The organism is Occultella gossypii, from assembly GCF_019947135.1.
GTDB classification, from domain to species: Bacteria; Actinomycetota; Actinomycetes; order Actinomycetales; family Beutenbergiaceae; genus Occultella; species Occultella gossypii.
Map to the genome: position 1 here is coordinate 318,424 of NZ_JAGSHT010000005.1, position 15,904 is coordinate 334,327.

Annotated in this window: 13 protein-coding genes and 1 pseudogene; 11 read left to right on the forward strand and 3 right to left on the reverse strand. The window is 70.5% G+C overall.

Annotated features, from left to right (window positions below; all coding sequences use genetic code 11):
- Positions 1–10: 10 nt before the first annotated feature.
- The 9 genes from KCQ71_RS06215 to KCQ71_RS06255 all read left to right on the forward strand — a co-directional run bounded on the left by KCQ71_RS06215 (position 11) and on the right by KCQ71_RS06255 (position 9,860).
- Positions 11–769 (forward strand): YebC/PmpR family DNA-binding transcriptional regulator, encoded by a 759-nt coding sequence (locus KCQ71_RS06215; protein WP_223403926.1) that lies wholly within the window; start codon positions 11–13, stop codon positions 767–769.
- Between the two features lie 83 nt (positions 770–852).
- A complete protein-coding gene (gene ruvC / locus KCQ71_RS06220) occupies positions 853–1,473 on the forward strand; it encodes a crossover junction endodeoxyribonuclease RuvC (protein WP_223403928.1) in 621 nt (206 codons plus the stop codon).
- A 68-nt stretch (positions 1,474–1,541) separates the two neighbouring features.
- Complete coding sequence (gene ruvA / locus KCQ71_RS06225) at positions 1,542–2,147, forward strand: Holliday junction branch migration protein RuvA (protein WP_223403930.1); 606 nt, start codon at positions 1,542–1,544, stop codon at positions 2,145–2,147.
- The gene (gene ruvB / locus KCQ71_RS06230) at positions 2,140–3,186 is read left to right on the forward strand and encodes a Holliday junction branch migration DNA helicase RuvB (protein WP_223403932.1); all 1,047 of its coding nucleotides are present in this window, start codon (positions 2,140–2,142) and stop codon (positions 3,184–3,186) included. The genes ruvA and ruvB overlap by 8 nt, the downstream gene beginning before the upstream one ends.
- Positions 3,187–3,291: 105 nt before the next feature.
- Positions 3,292–3,729, forward strand: coding sequence for a preprotein translocase subunit YajC (gene yajC, locus KCQ71_RS06235; RefSeq protein ID WP_223403934.1), 438 nt, complete (start codon positions 3,292–3,294; stop codon positions 3,727–3,729).
- Positions 3,730–3,792: 63 nt separating this feature from the next.
- Positions 3,793–5,844 carry a protein translocase subunit SecD gene (gene secD / locus KCQ71_RS06240; RefSeq protein ID WP_223403936.1) on the forward strand — a complete coding sequence of 684 codons (2,052 nt, stop codon included), beginning with the start codon at positions 3,793–3,795 and terminating at the stop codon, positions 5,842–5,844.
- The gene (gene secF, locus KCQ71_RS06245) at positions 5,841–6,944 is read left to right on the forward strand and encodes a protein translocase subunit SecF (RefSeq protein WP_372453938.1); all 1,104 of its coding nucleotides are present in this window, start codon (positions 5,841–5,843) and stop codon (positions 6,942–6,944) included. Before secD ends, secF begins: the two co-directional genes overlap by 4 nt.
- Positions 6,941–7,483: an adenine phosphoribosyltransferase gene (locus KCQ71_RS06250; protein ID WP_223403940.1), complete on the forward strand. Its 543-nt coding sequence runs from the start codon at positions 6,941–6,943 to the stop codon at positions 7,481–7,483. The genes secF and KCQ71_RS06250 overlap by 4 nt, the downstream gene beginning before the upstream one ends.
- A 25-nt stretch (positions 7,484–7,508) precedes the next feature.
- Positions 7,509–9,860, forward strand: coding sequence for a RelA/SpoT family protein (locus tag KCQ71_RS06255; RefSeq protein ID WP_372453940.1), 2,352 nt, complete (start codon positions 7,509–7,511; stop codon positions 9,858–9,860).
- A 26-nt stretch (positions 9,861–9,886) separates the two neighbouring features.
- Here KCQ71_RS06255 and KCQ71_RS06260 read toward each other — a convergent pair whose 3' ends face one another.
- Together KCQ71_RS06260 and KCQ71_RS06265 are read right to left on the reverse strand one after the other, a co-directional pair.
- The gene (locus KCQ71_RS06260) at positions 9,887–12,400 is read right to left on the reverse strand and encodes a DUF349 domain-containing protein (protein ID WP_308116613.1); all 2,514 of its coding nucleotides are present in this window, start codon (positions 12,398–12,400) and stop codon (positions 9,887–9,889) included.
- Positions 12,397–13,200: a peptidylprolyl isomerase gene (locus tag KCQ71_RS06265; protein ID WP_223403942.1), complete on the reverse strand. Its 804-nt coding sequence runs from the start codon at positions 13,198–13,200 to the stop codon at positions 12,397–12,399. Before KCQ71_RS06265 ends, KCQ71_RS06260 begins: the two co-directional genes overlap by 4 nt.
- A 207-nt stretch (positions 13,201–13,407) precedes the next feature.
- Between KCQ71_RS06265 and hisS the strand changes: the two genes are divergently transcribed.
- Positions 13,408–14,763: a histidine--tRNA ligase gene (hisS, locus tag KCQ71_RS06270; RefSeq protein WP_223403944.1), complete on the forward strand. Its 1,356-nt coding sequence runs from the start codon at positions 13,408–13,410 to the stop codon at positions 14,761–14,763.
- Between the two features lie 15 nt (positions 14,764–14,778).
- Here the strand turns inward: hisS and KCQ71_RS06275 are convergent, their stop codons facing one another.
- A complete protein-coding gene (locus KCQ71_RS06275) occupies positions 14,779–15,393 on the reverse strand; it encodes an HNH endonuclease signature motif containing protein (RefSeq protein WP_223403946.1) in 615 nt (204 codons plus the stop codon).
- Between the two features lie 94 nt (positions 15,394–15,487).
- Here KCQ71_RS06275 and KCQ71_RS06280 point away from each other — a divergent pair.
- Positions 15,488–15,904: pseudogene (locus KCQ71_RS06280) on the forward strand (hypothetical protein); the annotation flags it as partial.

The window sequence follows — 15,904 nt, forward strand, 5'->3', positions numbered from 1 at the left end:
GGGTAGGGACATGTCCGGTCACTCAAAGTGGGCGACGACCAAGCACAAGAAGGCCGCGATCGACGCCAAGCGGGGCCAGCTGTTCGCGAAGCTCGTCAAGAACGTCGAGGTCGCTGCGCGCACCGGCGGCGGGGACCCCGCGGGCAACCCGACCCTCTTCGACGCCATCCAGAAGGCGAAGAAGTCCTCGGTCCCGAACGACAACATCGACCGTGCGGTCAAGCGCGGCTCCGGCCTCGAGGCCGGCGGCGCGGACTATCAGACCATCATGTACGAGGGCTACGGCCCCGGCGGTGTCGCGGTCCTGGTCGAGTGCCTGACCGACAACCGCAACCGCGCGGCCTCCGACGTGCGGGTCGCCTTCAGCCGCAACGGCGGCTCGCTCGCAGACCCGGGCAGCGTGTCCTACCTGTTCACCCGCAAGGGTGTGGTGCTCGTGCCCAAGTCCGGCGAGCTCGGCGAGGACGACGTCCTCGAGACCGTCCTGGACGCCGGCGCCGAGGAGGTCAACGACCTCGGTGAGGCGTTCGAGGTGATCAGCGAGGCCACCGACCTGGTGGCCGTCCGCACCGCCCTGCAGGGCGCCGAGATCGACTACGACTCCGCCGAGGCCCAGTTCGTACCGGCCACCCAGATCGAGGTGGACGCCGACGGTGCGCGCAAGGTGCTGCGACTGATCGACGCCCTCGAGGAGAGCGACGACGTGCAGAACGTGTTCGCGAACTTCGATGCCTCCGACGAGGTCATGGCCGAGCTCGAGAACGACTGACTCCGCCTCGGCGCGCTTCCATGGCCGGCGGGTAGTGCGTGGCGCTACCGCGCCATGTCCGACGGCGGTGCGAGAGTAGCGGGGTGAGCTTCCGCATCCTCGGGGTCGACCCGGGCCTGACCCGCTGCGGCCTCGGCCTCGTCGAGGCCGGTCGCGGTCGGAGCCTGCGACTGGTGGACGTCGGCGTGGCCCGGACCGGGGCCGACGAGGACCCGGCGCACCGGCTGCTGCACATCGCGGACGAGCTGGAGGCGTGGATCCGCCGGCTCGAGCCGGATGCGGTCGCCGTGGAACGGGTGTTCGCCCAGCACAACGTCCGCACCGTGACCGGGACCGCCCAGGTGGCCGGTCTCGCCATGGTCGCGGCCACCCGCGCCGGGGTGCCGGTTGCGCTGCACACCCCGAGCGAGGTGAAGGCCGCCGTCACCGGCAACGGCCGGGCGGACAAGGCGCAGGTGCAGGAGATGGTGCGCCGCATCCTCGGTCTCGAGCAGCGGCCGCAACCGGCCGACGCGGCGGACGCCCTCGCCCTGGCGATCACGCACGCCTGGCGAGCCCACGCCGTCGGGCAGGTTCACGGAGGCGATGATGCCCGCGCCGGCCGGCAGACGTCCGCCCAACAGGCGTGGGCCCGCGCGGAGGCCGCCGCACGCTCCGGGGGCAGGGCGCAGCGGGTCACCGCCCGACCGGCGGGTCGTGGGTAGGCGCACGCCGCGCTCGGATACGCTGTGATGGTCGTACGGATGTTCGTTCTAGCTGGAGGTCGTAGTCGGTGATCGCGTCGGTGCGAGGTCGTGTCGAGCACGTCGGGCTGGATGCGGCGGTCCTGGAGGCCGGGGGACTGGGGTACCGGATCCACGCGACCCCGGGCACGCTCGCGACGCTGCGCGACGGTGCCGAGGTCAAGCTCGCCACCACACTCGTGGTCCGTGAGGACTCGATGACACTGTTCGGCTTCGCCGACGACGAGGAACGGGACATCTTCGAGCTCCTGCAGACCGTGAGCGGCGTCGGCCCCCGGCTGGCCCTGGCGATGCTCGCGGTACACACGCCGAACGGGCTGCGCCGTGCGGTCGCCGGTGAGGACTTCAAAGCGCTGACCCGGGTGCCCGGGATCGGGGACAAGGGTGCCCGGCGGATCGTCCTGGAGCTCGGCGACCGGCTCGGTCCCGCGATCGAGGAGGGTGCCCGCCCGGCGCCGACCCCGGCCGGGTCGCAGGCGGACGTGGTGGCTGCCCTGGTCGGTCTCGGCTGGGCGGCCAAGCAGGCCGAGGCGGCCGTGGACAGGGTGCTGGCCGAGGGGGAGCTGGACGCCTCGGACACCGGTGCGGTGTTGCGCGCTGCCCTGCAGCACCTCGGCGGGAGTACGCGTGGCTGAGCACCCTGAGCAGGACCAGCTCGGCGAGCACCTGCTGGCTGCGGAGGCGGACGAACTCGACCGCGCGGCCGAGGCGGCCCTGCGCCCGCGGCGGCTCGCGGAGTTCATCGGTCAGCCAGTGGTCCGTGACCAGCTCTCGCTCGTGCTCGACGCTGCCAACGCTCGCGGCCGCACCCCGGACCACGTCCTGCTGGCCGGGCCGCCGGGGCTCGGCAAGACGACGCTCGCGATGATCATCGCCGCCGAGGTCGATGGTGCCCTGCGGCTCACGTCCGGCCCGGCCGTCCAGCACGCCGGGGATCTCGCCGCAATCCTGTCCGCGCTCCAGGAGGGCGACGTCCTCTTCATCGATGAGATCCACCGGCTGGCCCGGCCCGCCGAGGAAATGCTCTACCTGGCCATGGAGGACTTCCGGGTGGACGTGGTGGTGGGCAAAGGCCCGGGCGCCACGGCGATCCCGCTCTCCCTGCCCCGGTTCACCGTGGTCGGTGCGACGACCCGCTCGGGGCTGTTGCCCGCGCCGCTGCGGGACCGGTTCGGCTTCACCGCCCACATGGACTTCTATTCGACGGCGGAACTCGAGTCGGTCCTACGGCGTTCGGCCCGGCTCCTGGGCGCCGAGCTCGACGAGTCCGCCGCCGCGGAGATCGCGAAGCGGTCGCGCGGCACGCCTCGGATCGCGAACCGGCTCCTGCGTCGGGTGCAGGACTGGGCCCAGGTGCGCGGCACCGGGGCGCTCGACCACGCGGCCGCGATGGCCGCGCTCAAGGTGTTCGAGGTGGACGAGCTGGGGCTGGACCGGCTGGACCGGTCCGTCATGCGAGCCCTGTGCGAGCGGTTCAACGGCGGCCCGGCCGGGCTGACCACGCTGGCGGTCGCCGTCGGTGAGGAGCCGGAGACCGTGGAGACCGTCGTCGAGCCGTTCCTGGTCCGCGAGGGCCTGGTGGCCCGCACTCCGCGGGGCCGGGTCGCGACGGCAGCGGCGTTCGCCCACCTCGGCCTCACACCCCCGAAGCAGTCCGGCATGCTCTGGGACTGACCGGGGACCACGCGATGCGGCCGGATTGGTGGCGGCGCATGGTTGGTGCCATCAGTCTTGTCGCCTAGAATCGGGCGAACCCCCTCAATCTTGGAGTAATTCCTCATGGATGGTCAGAGCCCGATCCTGCTTATTGTGCTCGGCGTTGCGATCGTCGGCCTGTTCTGGATGAACAGCCGCGCGAAGAAGCAGCAGCAGAAGAAGCTCTCGTTCCGGGACTCGCTGGCGCCCGGGCAGGAGGTCCAGACCATCGGTGGTCTGGTGGGGACCGTCACGCACGTCGAGGGCGACCTGATCACGATCGCGACCACTCCCGGCACCGAGCTGAGGTTCGTGCGCGCTGCCATCGCGAAGCTCGTCGAGCCGACGGAGGCCGATGATGAGTTCGACGACGAGGGCACCGAGGCTGACACAGAGGACGAGACCGCCGCGTCCGAGCAGTCGGAAGGGACGCCGTCGGCCACGGCGGCCGGGGACCGACCGACCGGGTTCCTCTCCGACGACGACCTGAAGAAGCCCTACCGGGACGGCGAGAAGCCGTAACGCTCGTTCCACGTTCCGCCCATCTTGTGGCGCTGACGCGCGCCCACACGGAAGAAGACCTCGTTGGCAACACCTAAGAAGTCTGCGGTACGTCCGCTGCGCACGCTGACGTTCCTGGCGGTGCTCATCGCGATCGTCTTCGGCTCGGTCGCCGCCGGCACGAAGTGGTCCGACGCGACCTGGACGCCGAATCTCGCGCTCGACCTCGAGGGCGGGACGCAGCTGATCCTCACCCCGAAGACGGAGGACGGCGACCCCATTACCTCCGAGCAGGTGAGCGAGGCCATCCGGATCATCCGTCAGCGCGTCGACGCCTCCGGTGTGGCCGAGGCGGAGATCACCAGCCAGGGCGGGCAGAACATCGTCGTCGCGTTGCCCGGCACCCCGTCCGAGGAGACCCTCGACCTGGTCCGGCGGAGCGCACAGATGCGCTTCCGGCCGCTGCTGGTCGAGGCCGGCCCGGGGCAGATCGATCCCGCCCAGCTCGAGGCTGCGACCGACCCGGCCACGGACCCGACGGTGGTCGACCCGTCGGCCGATCCCACCGCGACCGACCCGGCGACGGACCCCGCCACGGAGGAGACGACCGAGCCCGCCGCGGACGGCGTTGTCCGCGGGACGGTAGGGGCCGAGACCACACCGCCGAGCGACGACCCCACCACCGAGCAGCCCATCGAGGACGCCACGGAGGAACCGTCCGAGGAGCCCACCGAGGAGCCCACGGCCACCACCTACACGCCGGAGGAGATCGAGGCCGCGGCCATGGCAGCCTCCGACGCCAACGGTGACGGTGTCCTCTCGAACGAGCCCGCCACCGAGCCGACCAGCGCGAGCGACCAGGCGTGGATCACCGAGCAACTCACCTACGACTTCTACATGCTCGACTGCACCGACCCGGCGAACCTGGTCGGCGGCGGCGCTGACGACCCCGACCTGCCGCTCGTGTCCTGCGCCGATGACGGCACCGCCAAGTACATCCTCGGTCCGATGGAGCTCGCCGGCACCGAGATCTCCTCCGCCAGCTCCGGCCTCCAGGTCACCGAGTCCGGCACCGTCACCAACGACTACGTCGTCAGCATCCAGTTCACCAGCGCCGGCGGTGAGACCTTCGCCGCGGTCACCGAACGCCTCGCCTCGCCGGAACTGCAGGCGAACGGGACCAACCGGTTCGCGATGGTGCTGGACGGGCTGGTGATCTCGGCGCCGAGCGTCACCGAGCAGATCCCGAGCGGTGAGGCGCAGATCAGCGGCAGCACGGCGAACCCGTTCACTCGGGACGAGGCCACCGCACTGGCGAACCAGCTCAACTTCGGTGCCCTGCCGATCACGTTCGAGGTGCAGAGCGAGGAGCAGATCTCCGCGACGCTCGGCACCGAGCAGCTCGAGCGCGGGCTCCTCGCCGGCCTCATCGGGCTGATCCTGGTGGTCGTCTACTCGCTGTTCCAGTACCGCGGTCTCGCCATCGTCACCGTGGCCAGCCTCGTCGTCGCAGGATCTCTCGTGTACGGGGTCATCGCACTGCTGTCCTGGGTCCAGGGCTACCGGCTGTCCCTGCCGGGCGTGGCCGGTCTGATCGTGGCCATCGGTATCACCGCGGACTCCTTCATCGTGTACTTCGAACGCATCCGGGACGAGGTCCGCGAGGGCAGACGCCTCGACGCCGCCGTCGAGGAGGGCTGGAAGCGGGCCAGACGGACCATCCTGGCATCCGACGCCGTGAACCTGCTCGCCGCCGTGGTGCTGTACTTCCTGGCCGTCGGCGGGGTCCGCGGGTTCGCGTTCACCCTCGGCCTCACCACCATCATCGACCTCGTGGTCGTGGTGCTGTTCACGCACCCGATGATGCAGCTGCTGACCCGCACGAAGTTCTTCGGAGAGGGACACCGGCTGTCCGGTCTCGACCCCGAGCACCTCGGCGCCTCCGTTTCCGCGTACAAGGGCCGGGGCCGGTTCCGTAGCCCCGAGGAGCGGCTCACGATCGCCGAGCGCAGGCGACGTGACGCCGAGTCCGCGGCCTCCGCGGAGTCACCCGAACCCGCCGAGGACTCCCCGGACGACCCCGGCGGCGAATCCGAGAGCGTCACCTCCACTTCGGCCAAGGACGGTGAGAAGTGATGATGAACTTCGCCAAGTTCGGCAACGAGCTGTATTCCGGCAAGCGGTCGTTCGACATCGTCGGCAACCGGCGTCGCTGGTTCGCGATCGGGATCGGTCTGATCATCCTGTCCGGGCTGCTCGTCGGGATCCGGGGGATCAACCCCGGGATCGAGTTCCGGGGCGGCTCGGAGTTCACCGTCTCCGGGACGTCCAACCCGGACCCACAACTCGCGCACGACGCACTCGCCGAGGTCAACAGCGAGCAGGTCGCGCGGGTGTCCACGGTCGGCTCGTCAGCGATCCGGGTGCAGACCGAGGAACTCACCGACGCCGAGACCGGCGAGCTCGCCGACCTCTTGGCTGAGGCGTACGACGTACCGACGGGCGACGTGACGTCCTCGTTCGTGGGCCCGTCCTGGGGCGCGGACGTCACTTCCAAGGCCGTCCAGGGACTGGTCATCTTCCTGGTCCTGGTCACCCTCGTGATGGCGCTGTACTTCCGCCGATGGTCCATGGCCATCGCCGCGCTCATCGCGCTGCTGCACGACCTGATCGTCACGATCGGGCTGTACTCAGGTGTCGGGTTCGAGGTCACCCCGGCGAGCGTGATCGGGTTCCTGACCATCCTCGGCTACTCGCTCTACGACACGGTGGTGGTCTTCGACAAGGTCCGTGAGAACACCGAGGGTGTCCTGGACCAGACCCGCTACACCTACGCCGAGGCGGCGAACCTGGCCGTCAACCAGACGCTGGTGCGGTCGATCAACACCTCGGTGGTCGGGTTGCTGCCGGTCGCGTCGATCCTGTTCGTCGGCGCCTTCCTGCTCGGCGCCGGCACCCTGCGGGACATCGCGCTCGCCCTGTTCATCGGGATGCTGTTCTCCACGCTGTCCTCGGTCTTCATCGCCACCCCGATGGAGGTGGTGCTGCGTCAGCGTGACCCGAAGATCGCAGCGCACACGGCGAAGGTCCTCGACCTGCGGGACCGCCGCGTGGCTGAGGCCGAGGAGGTCGGTCTCACGGCGGACGAGGTGCTCGCGGAGGCGCGGGCCGGCGGCCTGGTGGCCGGGCGGCACCTCGGCCAAGGTGCGCAGCCTCGGCGCAAGACCAAGCGATGACGCCACGGATGATCTCCGCGGGCCTGCACGACCTGATCACGGACAGGGTCCGGGACGTGCCGGACTTCCCGGAGCCCGGGGTGCTGTTCCGTGACATCACTCCGTTGCTGGCGGACGGCACCGCATTCTCCGCGGTGGTGGGTCACCTCGCCGACGTGTTCGGCGGCGAGGTGGACGTGGTGGCCGGCATCGAGGCCCGCGGCTTCCTGCTGGCGGCACCGCTGGCTGCGGTACTGGGCGTCGGGGTCGTCGCGGTCCGCAAGGTCGGCAAACTGCCGCCGCCCACGCTGCGGACGGCCTACGACCTCGAGTACGGCAGCGCGGAGATCGAGGTCTCCCCGGCCGGGCTCACGCCGGGTGCGCGGGTGGTGCTCATCGATGACGTGCTCGCCACCGGCGGTACCGCAGCGGCCGCGTGCCGGCTCCTGGAGGAGGCGGGCACGCGGGTGACCGGCATCGGGTTCCTGATCGAGCTGCTGGAACTGGGCGGGCGGGACCGCCTGCCCGACCGTCCGATGCACGCCCTGGTCAGCTACTGAGCCGTGCAGGTCGTAGCATGGCCAGATGAGCGAGGACGTCGCCGTCGGGACCACACCCGACCCCGGTAGCCGGGATCAGGGTGGCGATCCGGTCGTGCCCGGATCCCGGATGCGATCGCGCCTGGTGCGTCTGGGATCGCGCGGGCACTCCACGGCGCCCGCGATCGAACCTCTCATCCAGGTGGTGCGCAGCAACCACCCGAAGGCGGACACGGCGCTCCTCGAACGCGCCTACCGGGTCGCCGAACGCGCGCACAAGGGGCAGTCCCGCAAGAGCGGCGATCCCTACATCACGCACCCGGTCGCCGTCGCCACGATCCTCGCAGAACTCGGCATGACCCCGCCCACGCTCGCGGCGGCGCTGCTACACGACACCGTCGAGGACACCAGCTACAGCCTCGACGCGCTCCGCGCCGACTTCGGCGACGAGATCGCCCTCCTCGTCGACGGTGTCACCAAGCTCGACAAGGTCAGCTACGGGGAGGCCGCGCAGGCCGAGACCGTCCGCAAGATGGTGATCGCGATGGCGCGCGACATCCGGGTGCTGGTCATCAAACTCGCCGACCGACTGCACAACGCTCGGACCTGGAAGTACGTGTCGGCCGACTCCGCGTCTCGAAAGGCCCGCGAGACGCTCGAGATCTACGCTCCGCTGGCCCACCGACTCGGTATGAACACCATCAAGTGGGAGCTCGAGGACCTGTCCTTCGCCACGCTGTACCCGAAGGTGTACGAGGAGATCGTCCATCTCGTGGCCGAGCGTGCCCCGGCCCGGGAGGAGTTCCTGGCGATCGTGCGGGAGCAGGTCACGGGTGACCTCAAGGCCGCGAAGATCAAGGCCACCGTCACCGGCCGGCCCAAGCACTACTACTCGATCTACCAGAAGATGATCGTGCGCGGCCGCGACTTCGCCGACATCTACGACCTCGTCGGGGTCCGCGTCCTGGTGGACTCGGTCCGGGACTGCTACGCCGCGCTCGGTGCGCTCCATGCGCGCTGGAACCCGGTGGCCGGGCGGTTCAAGGACTACATCGCGATGCCCAAGTTCAACATGTACCAGTCGCTGCACACCACGGTGATCGGGCCGACCGGAAAGCCGGTCGAGATCCAGATCCGCAGCATGGACATGCACCGGCGAGCGGAGTACGGCGTCGCCGCCCACTGGAAGTACAAGGAGACCGGGAAGCAGACCGGCAAGCAGGGCAGGGCCGAGTCGGACGCTGATGCGATGCCGTGGCTGCGCCAGCTCCTGGACTGGCAGCGGGAGACCTCGGATCCGGGGGAGTTCCTCGACTCGCTGCGGTTCGAGATGTCCGGCGCGGAGGTGTACGTGTTCACGCCGAAGGGGGACGTCCTCGCGCTCCCTGCGGGATCCACGCCGGTGGACTTCGCATACGCCGTGCACACCGAGGTGGGCCACCGCACCGTGGGTGCGCGGGTGAACGGGCGGCTTGTGAACCTCGAGTCGACGCTCGAGAACGGTGACACCGTCGAGGTGTTCACCTCGCGTGCCGAGGGCGCCGGTCCCAGCCAGGACTGGCTGAGCTTCGTCAAGAGCCCTCGAGCCAGGAACAAGATCCGGGCCTGGTTCACGAAGGAGCGCCGCGAGGAGGCCATCGACTCCGGGCGCAACCTCATCGCGAAGGCGATGCGCAAGCAGAACCTGCCGATGCAACGGCTGCTGAACCACGAGACCCTGGTCACCCTCGCCGATGAACTGCGGTACGCCGGCGTCAGCGAGCTCTATGCGGCCGTGGGCGAGGGACACGTGTCCGCGTCGAACGTGGTCCAGAAGCTCGTCACGTCGCTCGGCGGCGACGAGGTCACCGAGGAGGACGAGGCCGAGGCGACCCGCCCCGGCCAGCCGGCCCACCGAACCCGGTCCGGTGACCCTGGGGTCATCGTCAAGGGCATGGGGAACACGGACCTGTGGACCAAGCTCGCCCGGTGCTGCACGCCGGTACCCGGTGACCCGATCGTCGGCTTCATCACACGCGGTTCCGGGGTGTCCGTGCACCGGGCGGACTGCTCGAACGTCGAGGGGCTACGCGCCCAGCCGGAACGGATGATCGAGGTGGACTGGGCCCCGAACGCGCAGAGCGTGTTCCTGGTGCAGATCCAGGTCGAGGCCCTGGACCGCAACGGGCTGTTGTCCGACGTGACCAAGGTGCTCTCGGACAACCACGTGAACATCCTGTCCGCGAACGTCGCCACGTCGAGGGACCGGGTCGCCGTGTCCCGGTTCGTGTTCGAGATGGCCGAACCGTCCCACCTCGGCCACGTGCTCCGGGCGGTGCGCAACATCGATGGCGTGTTCGACGTGTACCGGCTCACCGGTTCCCGTTCGGACAAGTCCCGCGGCGCCGCGACGGTCTGAGCCGCCGCGGCGCACCTGCGGATGAGTCAGCGCGCGTCGTCCGCCGCGCGGAGCACCTGCTCCAGCCATGACTTGCGGGCGTCGAGCGCCTCGGTGGCGTCCTTGATCCGGCGCGCGTCGCCGGAGGCCTTCGCCTTCTCCAGGTCATCCTCGAGCCCAGCGATGGCGGCCTCGAGCTGAGCGGCGGCGCCTTCCGCGCGGGCGCGCACCCGCGGGTTGGACGTCTTCCACTCCCGCTGCTCGGCGTCCCGGATGGCCTCCTCGACGGCCCGCAGGCGTGCTTCGACGCGCTGCAGGTCGCCGCGAGGCACCTTCCCGGCGGCCTCCCAGCGGTCCTGGATGTCCCGGAGCTTGGCCTTGGCGGAGCGTAGGTCACGAACCGGCAAGATCCCCTCGGCCTCGGTGAGGATCGTGAGCTTCACCTTGAGGTTCTCGCCGAACTCGGCGTCCGTCTCGGCGTTGCGGGCGTTGCGGGCCTCGAAGAACGTGTCCTGGGCGGCGCGGAACCGTGCCCACAGGGCGTCGTCCTCCTTGCGGGAGGCGCGGCCGGCGCGCTTCCACTCGTCCATCAGGTCGCGGTACGCGGCGGCCGTGGGGCCCCAGTCCGTCGAGCCGGAGAGGGCCTCGGCCCGCTCGATCAGCTGCTCCTTGGTGGCCTTCACCTGACCGTGTGTCTTGTCCAGCTCGGCGAAGTACTGGCGCCGGTTGCGGTCGAACTGGGACCGTGCGTGCGAGAACCGCTTCCAGAGTGCGTCCTCGGACGGGCGGTCCAGCCGGACGCCCGTCTTCTGGGCGTGCTTCCACTCGTCGAGGAGCTTGCGCAGCTCCTCACCCTGCTGGCGCCACTGCACCCGGGCAGGGTCGGCACCGGCGATCTCCTCGGCGCGCTCCACGATGACCGTACGCTCGGCGAGGGCCTGCGCGCGGGCGGCCTCCCGTTCGGCGGCGATCTCCTTGCGGCGCTCGGCGGCCTGCTCGCGCAGGTCCTCCAGCTCCGCTCGGAGCCCGTCGAGGTCGCCGACCACGGCCGGGTCCTCGAACTGCGAGGTCAGGCCCGCCAGGGTGCTATCGAGGTCTTTGACGGTCAGCGTCGACAGGCGGGTGCCGAACAGGCGGACCTGGGCCTGCAGGTCGAGGAAGCGCCGGATGTACAGCGAGAGCGCCTCCTCCTCGGATACGCCGGGGTACTGCCCGACGACGCGTTCGCCGTCCCCTTCGCGTACGTGCACCGTGCCGTCCGCGTCGACCCGGCCGTACTCGGCCGCGGCAGCGACCTCGATCGGGTCGAGCGGGGGACCGGCCTCGGTGCTCGCATCGACCGGTGCGGGCGCCGCCACGGGAGGCACGACGGCGGGGGTGCTGTGCGCGAGGACGGCCGGCGTGGGCACCGGGCCGGGTCGAGGCCCCGGGCGCGGCACCGGCTTCGGGGTCGGCGCAGCGGTCTCTGCAGACACGGCGGGCTGGGCCTGCTCGACGGCGGGGGTCGCCTGCTCAACGGCGGGAGCCGCCTGCTCTACGGCGGGAGCCGGGGCCTCCTGGGTCGCGGACTTGGTTGCCGCGGACTCCTCGGCAGCCGGAGCACCAGTGGCTTCGCTGGCGGGGAGCCCGGCGGCTTCAGCGGCGGGCGCTTCTGCCTCGTCGGCGGCGGGTGCGGCGGGGGCCTCGGTCACCTGCGCGCCGGGAGCGGCAGCAGGCTCGCCAGCAGCCGTCTCCGCGGGTTCAGCGGTAGCAGGCTCGGCCGCAGCCGTCTCCGCGGGCTCAGCGGTAGGAGGCTCGGCAGCCGCTGCCACTGCAGGCTCCGCGGCGAGTGGCCTCGGCTCCTCGGTGGTGGCAGGGTCAGTGGCCTCGACAACGGGTTCAGCGGCGGACGCCTCTGCTGCGTCGGCTGCGGGTGCGCCGGCAACCTCCGTCGCCTCTGCGCCCGGTACGGCAGCTGGCTCGCCAGCAGGCGTGTCCGCGGCGGGAGTCTCGGCGGCAGGTGTCTCAGCCGGCTCCGCGGCCGGTGCCTCCGGCTTCTCGGTGGTGCCCGTGTCAGTGACCTCCGCAGCGGCGCCGCCGGCGGGTGCCTCCGCTTCGTCTGCGACAGGTGTCTCGGCGGTCACCGCCGCTTCCTCAGCGGGCACCGCGGCACTCTCGGCAACAGCCGTCTCAGCAGGCTCGGCGGCGGGTGCCGCCGGCTCGTCAGCGGCCGGGGCGTCGGTGGCTGCGGTCTGCTCGGCTTCGGTGGCCTCGGCGGTGGGGGCCTCGGTGGCCTCAACGGCGGGGGTCTGGGTGGCCTCGGCAGTGGTGGCTTCGGTGGCCTCGGCGACGGGGGCCTCCGGCTCGTCAGCGGCTGGCGCTTCGGTGGCCATCGCCCCGTCGCCAGCGCGTGCCTCGGTGGCTGCTTCCTCGTCGGCAACGGCCGGCTCCGTGACCTCAGCGGCCGTCGTTTCGGTCTGTGAGGCCTCGGTGACCTCGGTCGATGGCACGGTCTGCTCCTGCGACAACTGGATCTCCACGTCTTCGTTCGGCTGGTCCGGGTTGTTCGGGTGCTCGGTCACAGGACCTCCACGCTCTCGATGATGACGTTCTCGATCGGTTGTCCGTCCCCGGAGCCGTCCGCGGTACCGGCTGCGCCGATCGCCTGCAGGATCTCCAGGCCGCTGTCGATGGTGCCGAACACCGAGTAGCCACCGGCCGCGTCGGAGGGCAGCGGGACGTCATTGAACACCAGGAAGAACTGCGAACCCTGACTCTCGGCGTTACCACTCTGCCGAGCCATGGCGATGGTGCCGGCGGGGTAGACGTCATCCGCGGGTGCGTTCTCGATGGGTCCGAAGGAGTAGCCGGGTCCGCCTCCGCCGGTCGCCGTCGGGTCACCGCACTGCAGCAGGGAGTCCGGGAGCAGTCGGTGACAGGCGGTGCCGTCGAAGTAGCCGTTGGAGGCCAGCATGATGAACGAGGCCACGGACTGCGGCGCCAGGGCACCGTCCAGGGTTGCCTCAACGTCACCCATATTGGTGTGGATGATGACGCTCCAGTCCTGGTTCAGGGAGTCGGCCGCCGGCGGCGGGGCCTGGTAGGTCTGCGGGTTCGTGGTCGGCAGCGCGCCCGGCTCGGGCGCCGGTGACTCGCTCTCGGGCGCCGTGGCGGTGTCGCTCCCGCTCGGCTCAGCGGCGGGGTCACCCTCCAGTTGCTTGTTCCAGAAGAACAACCCTGCGACGACCACGAGGAGTGCGAGCACCGACACGGTCGCGACGATCCGCCGCTCCCGTGCGACGGCGTTGTTCTTGGCCAACTTGGCGGCACGCTTGTTGTATCGACGACGCGCGTACTCGCGTTCCCGCTTACTCGGGGACACCTATTTCCTCCTCGGAACAGACAACGGCCACGATGCGGACTCACACCCCGCACCCGCGCCGATTCGCGCGCACGCGGGGACGCCGAAGATGGCGCACGTGCCCGATTCTAGGCAAGGCTGCCACACGCCCCTGACCGTGGGGGTCCTCAGGTCGGTCACGGGATGGTCACAAACTCAAGGTGTGTCGCTCGATGGAATGATGGGGGCATGGCTCGAATCGCACCCTTGTCCGGATTTCCCGAGTGGCTTCCCGAAGGCCGCGCCGTCGAATCGCACATCCTGCGCACCGTGGCGCACGTCTTCGAACTGCACGGCTTCGTGGGGATCGAGACACGTGCGGTAGAGCCGCTCGAGCAACTGCTGAGCAAGGGGGAGACGTCCAAGGAGGTGTATCTCCTGCGCCGCCTGCAGGACGACGGCCCCGAGGCGCAGGTCGCCGGAGACAAGACGCTCGGCCTGCACTTCGACCTCACCGTGCCGTTCGCGCGCTACGTCCTCGAGAACGCCGGCCACCTCGCCTTTCCGTTCAAGCGGTACCAGATCCAGAAGGTCTGGCGCGGCGAGCGGCCCCAGGACGGTCGGTTCCGCGAGTTCACGCAGGCGGACATCGACGTCGTCGGCTCCGAGGAGCTCCCGTTCCACTTCGAGGTGGAGTTGCCGCTCGTGATCGCCGAGGCGTTCGCCGCCCTGCAGGAGATCGGGCTGCCACCGGTGCGGATCTCTGTGAACAACCGGAAGGTCGCGCAGGGCTTCTACGAGGGCCTCGGCCTGGCTGACGTCGAGGGCGTCCTGCGCACGATCGACAAGCTCGACAAGATCGGCTCGGATGCCGTCATCGATGCACTCCAGCGCGATAACGGGGCGAACGAGGAGCAGGCCCGGGCCTGCCTCGCTCTGGCGTCGATCACCGGCACGGACGCGTCCGTCGCCGAGCGGGTGCTCGCCCTCGGCGTGCGCACGCCGCGCCTCGAGGAAGGGCTGGACGAACTGGTCCGACTCGTCGAGACCGCTGCCGCGCGTGCCCCGGGAGTGGTGGTCGCGGACCTGAAGATCGCCCGCGGCCTCGACTACTACACGGGCAGCGTCTACGAGACCACCCTCGTCGGACATGAGCAGCTCGGCTCGATCTGCTCAGGCGGCCGGTACGACTCGCTCGCTTCGGACGGCAGCCGCACCTATCCGGGCGTGGGCTTGTCCATCGGGGTGTCCCGCGTGGTCTCCCGGTTGCTCGCCGCGGGTATGTCGTCGCCCACCCGGGCGATCCCGACGGCGGTGCTGGTTGCGGTCGCGGACGAGGCACACCGCGGCGCTTCCGACGCCATCGCCGCGGCGCTGCGCGCCCGCGACATCCCTGCCGATGTCGCCCCGAGTGCGGCCAAGTTCGGCAAGCAGATCCGCCACGCGGACCGGCGCGCGATCCCGTTCGTCTGGTTCCCCGGTACCGACGGAGCCACTGACCAGGTCAAGGACATCCGCTCCGGCGACCAGGTCGACGCGGACGCCGCAACCTGGGCGCCGCCTGCGCAGGACCGCTGGCCAGCCGTCCTCCCACAGACCACCTAGGAGGCGCAAGACCCCTTAGAAGGGTGGTGGTTCGTCGGGGTTGGGTGCGGTGCGGTAGGTGGGGCCGTGTCCGGTGTGTCCGGGGTGGGTTCGGGGTAGTTCGGTGGTGGTGCCGTCGGGGGTGCGCATGTAGACGTGGCCGGTGGGGGTGCGCCAGAACCGGTTGCCGTGTTGGTCGACTTCGTCTTCGAAGTCGCCGTGGGTTTTCAGGACGTGGCAGCGTCGGCATTTGGGGTCGAGGTTGTCGTCGCTGGTGGGTCCGAGAGGAAAGGGGGTGCGGTGGTCGAGTTCGGTCATCCGGGCGGTGGCTGAGCAGCCGGGTGCGGTGCAGTAGGGTTCGTTTTCTTTGATCCGGTCGGTCATGTTCTGTGGGGGTTCGTAGCGGGTGGTGCCGTAGTCGGTGACTTGGTTGGTGGTGGGGTCGGTGACCAGGCGTCGCCAGGTGCCGCCGGCGGCGAAGGCGCGGGCGACGTCGGCGGGGATCGGGCCGAGTCCTTCGATGTCGCCGGGGTCGTCGCCGCCCATCAGGGTCGACAGGGAAACCCGGATGAGGATCTGGGCGCGGCGCCCGCCGAGGACTCCGACCGGCCAGACCCGGGGCAGCCCTTGACCCCGCGAGGGCGTGAACACCCGCGGATCGGCCCCGGTATCGGCGCCGTGCCAGGACCCCCAGAACCCACCCGAGCCGGCCCCAGCCCCACCCGAAGACGCGGTGGGCGCACCCGTGACCTCGGACCCGCCCGTCGGGCCGGTGGTGGGCGCACTTGTCCCCTCGGCTCCGCCCGTCAGGCCCGCGGTGGGCGTACTTGTCCCCTCGGACCCGCCCGTCGGGTCGGTGCTGGGCGTACTTGTCCCCTCGGACCCGCTCGTCGGGTCGGTGGTGGGCGCACTTGTCCCCTCGGACCCGCCCGTCGGGCCCGCGGTGGGCGTACTTGTCCCCTCGGACCCGCTGGTCGGACTGGGGCTTGGCGTACTTGTCCCCTCGGACCCGCTGGTCGGACTGGTGCTGGGCGTACTTGTCCCCTCGGACCCGCCCGTCGGGCCCGCGGTGGGCGCACTTGTCCCCTCGGACCCGCCCGTCGGGCCCGCGGTGGGCGTATTTGTCCCCTCGGACCCGCTCGTCGGGTCGGTGGTGGGCGCA

Coding starts and splice junctions, on each gene's coding strand:
- KCQ71_RS06215 (WP_223403926.1), top strand. CDS start 11: ATGTCCGGTCACTCAAAGTGGGCGACGACCAAGCACAAGAAGGCCGCG.
- yajC (WP_223403934.1), top strand. CDS start 3,292: ATGGATGGTCAGAGCCCGATCCTGCTTATTGTGCTCGGCGTTGCGATC.
- KCQ71_RS06250 (WP_223403940.1), top strand. CDS start 6,941: ATGACGCCACGGATGATCTCCGCGGGCCTGCACGACCTGATCACGGAC.
- KCQ71_RS06255 (WP_372453940.1), top strand. CDS start 7,509: ATGAGCGAGGACGTCGCCGTCGGGACCACACCCGACCCCGGTAGCCGG.
- hisS (WP_223403944.1), top strand. CDS start 13,408: ATGGCTCGAATCGCACCCTTGTCCGGATTTCCCGAGTGGCTTCCCGAA.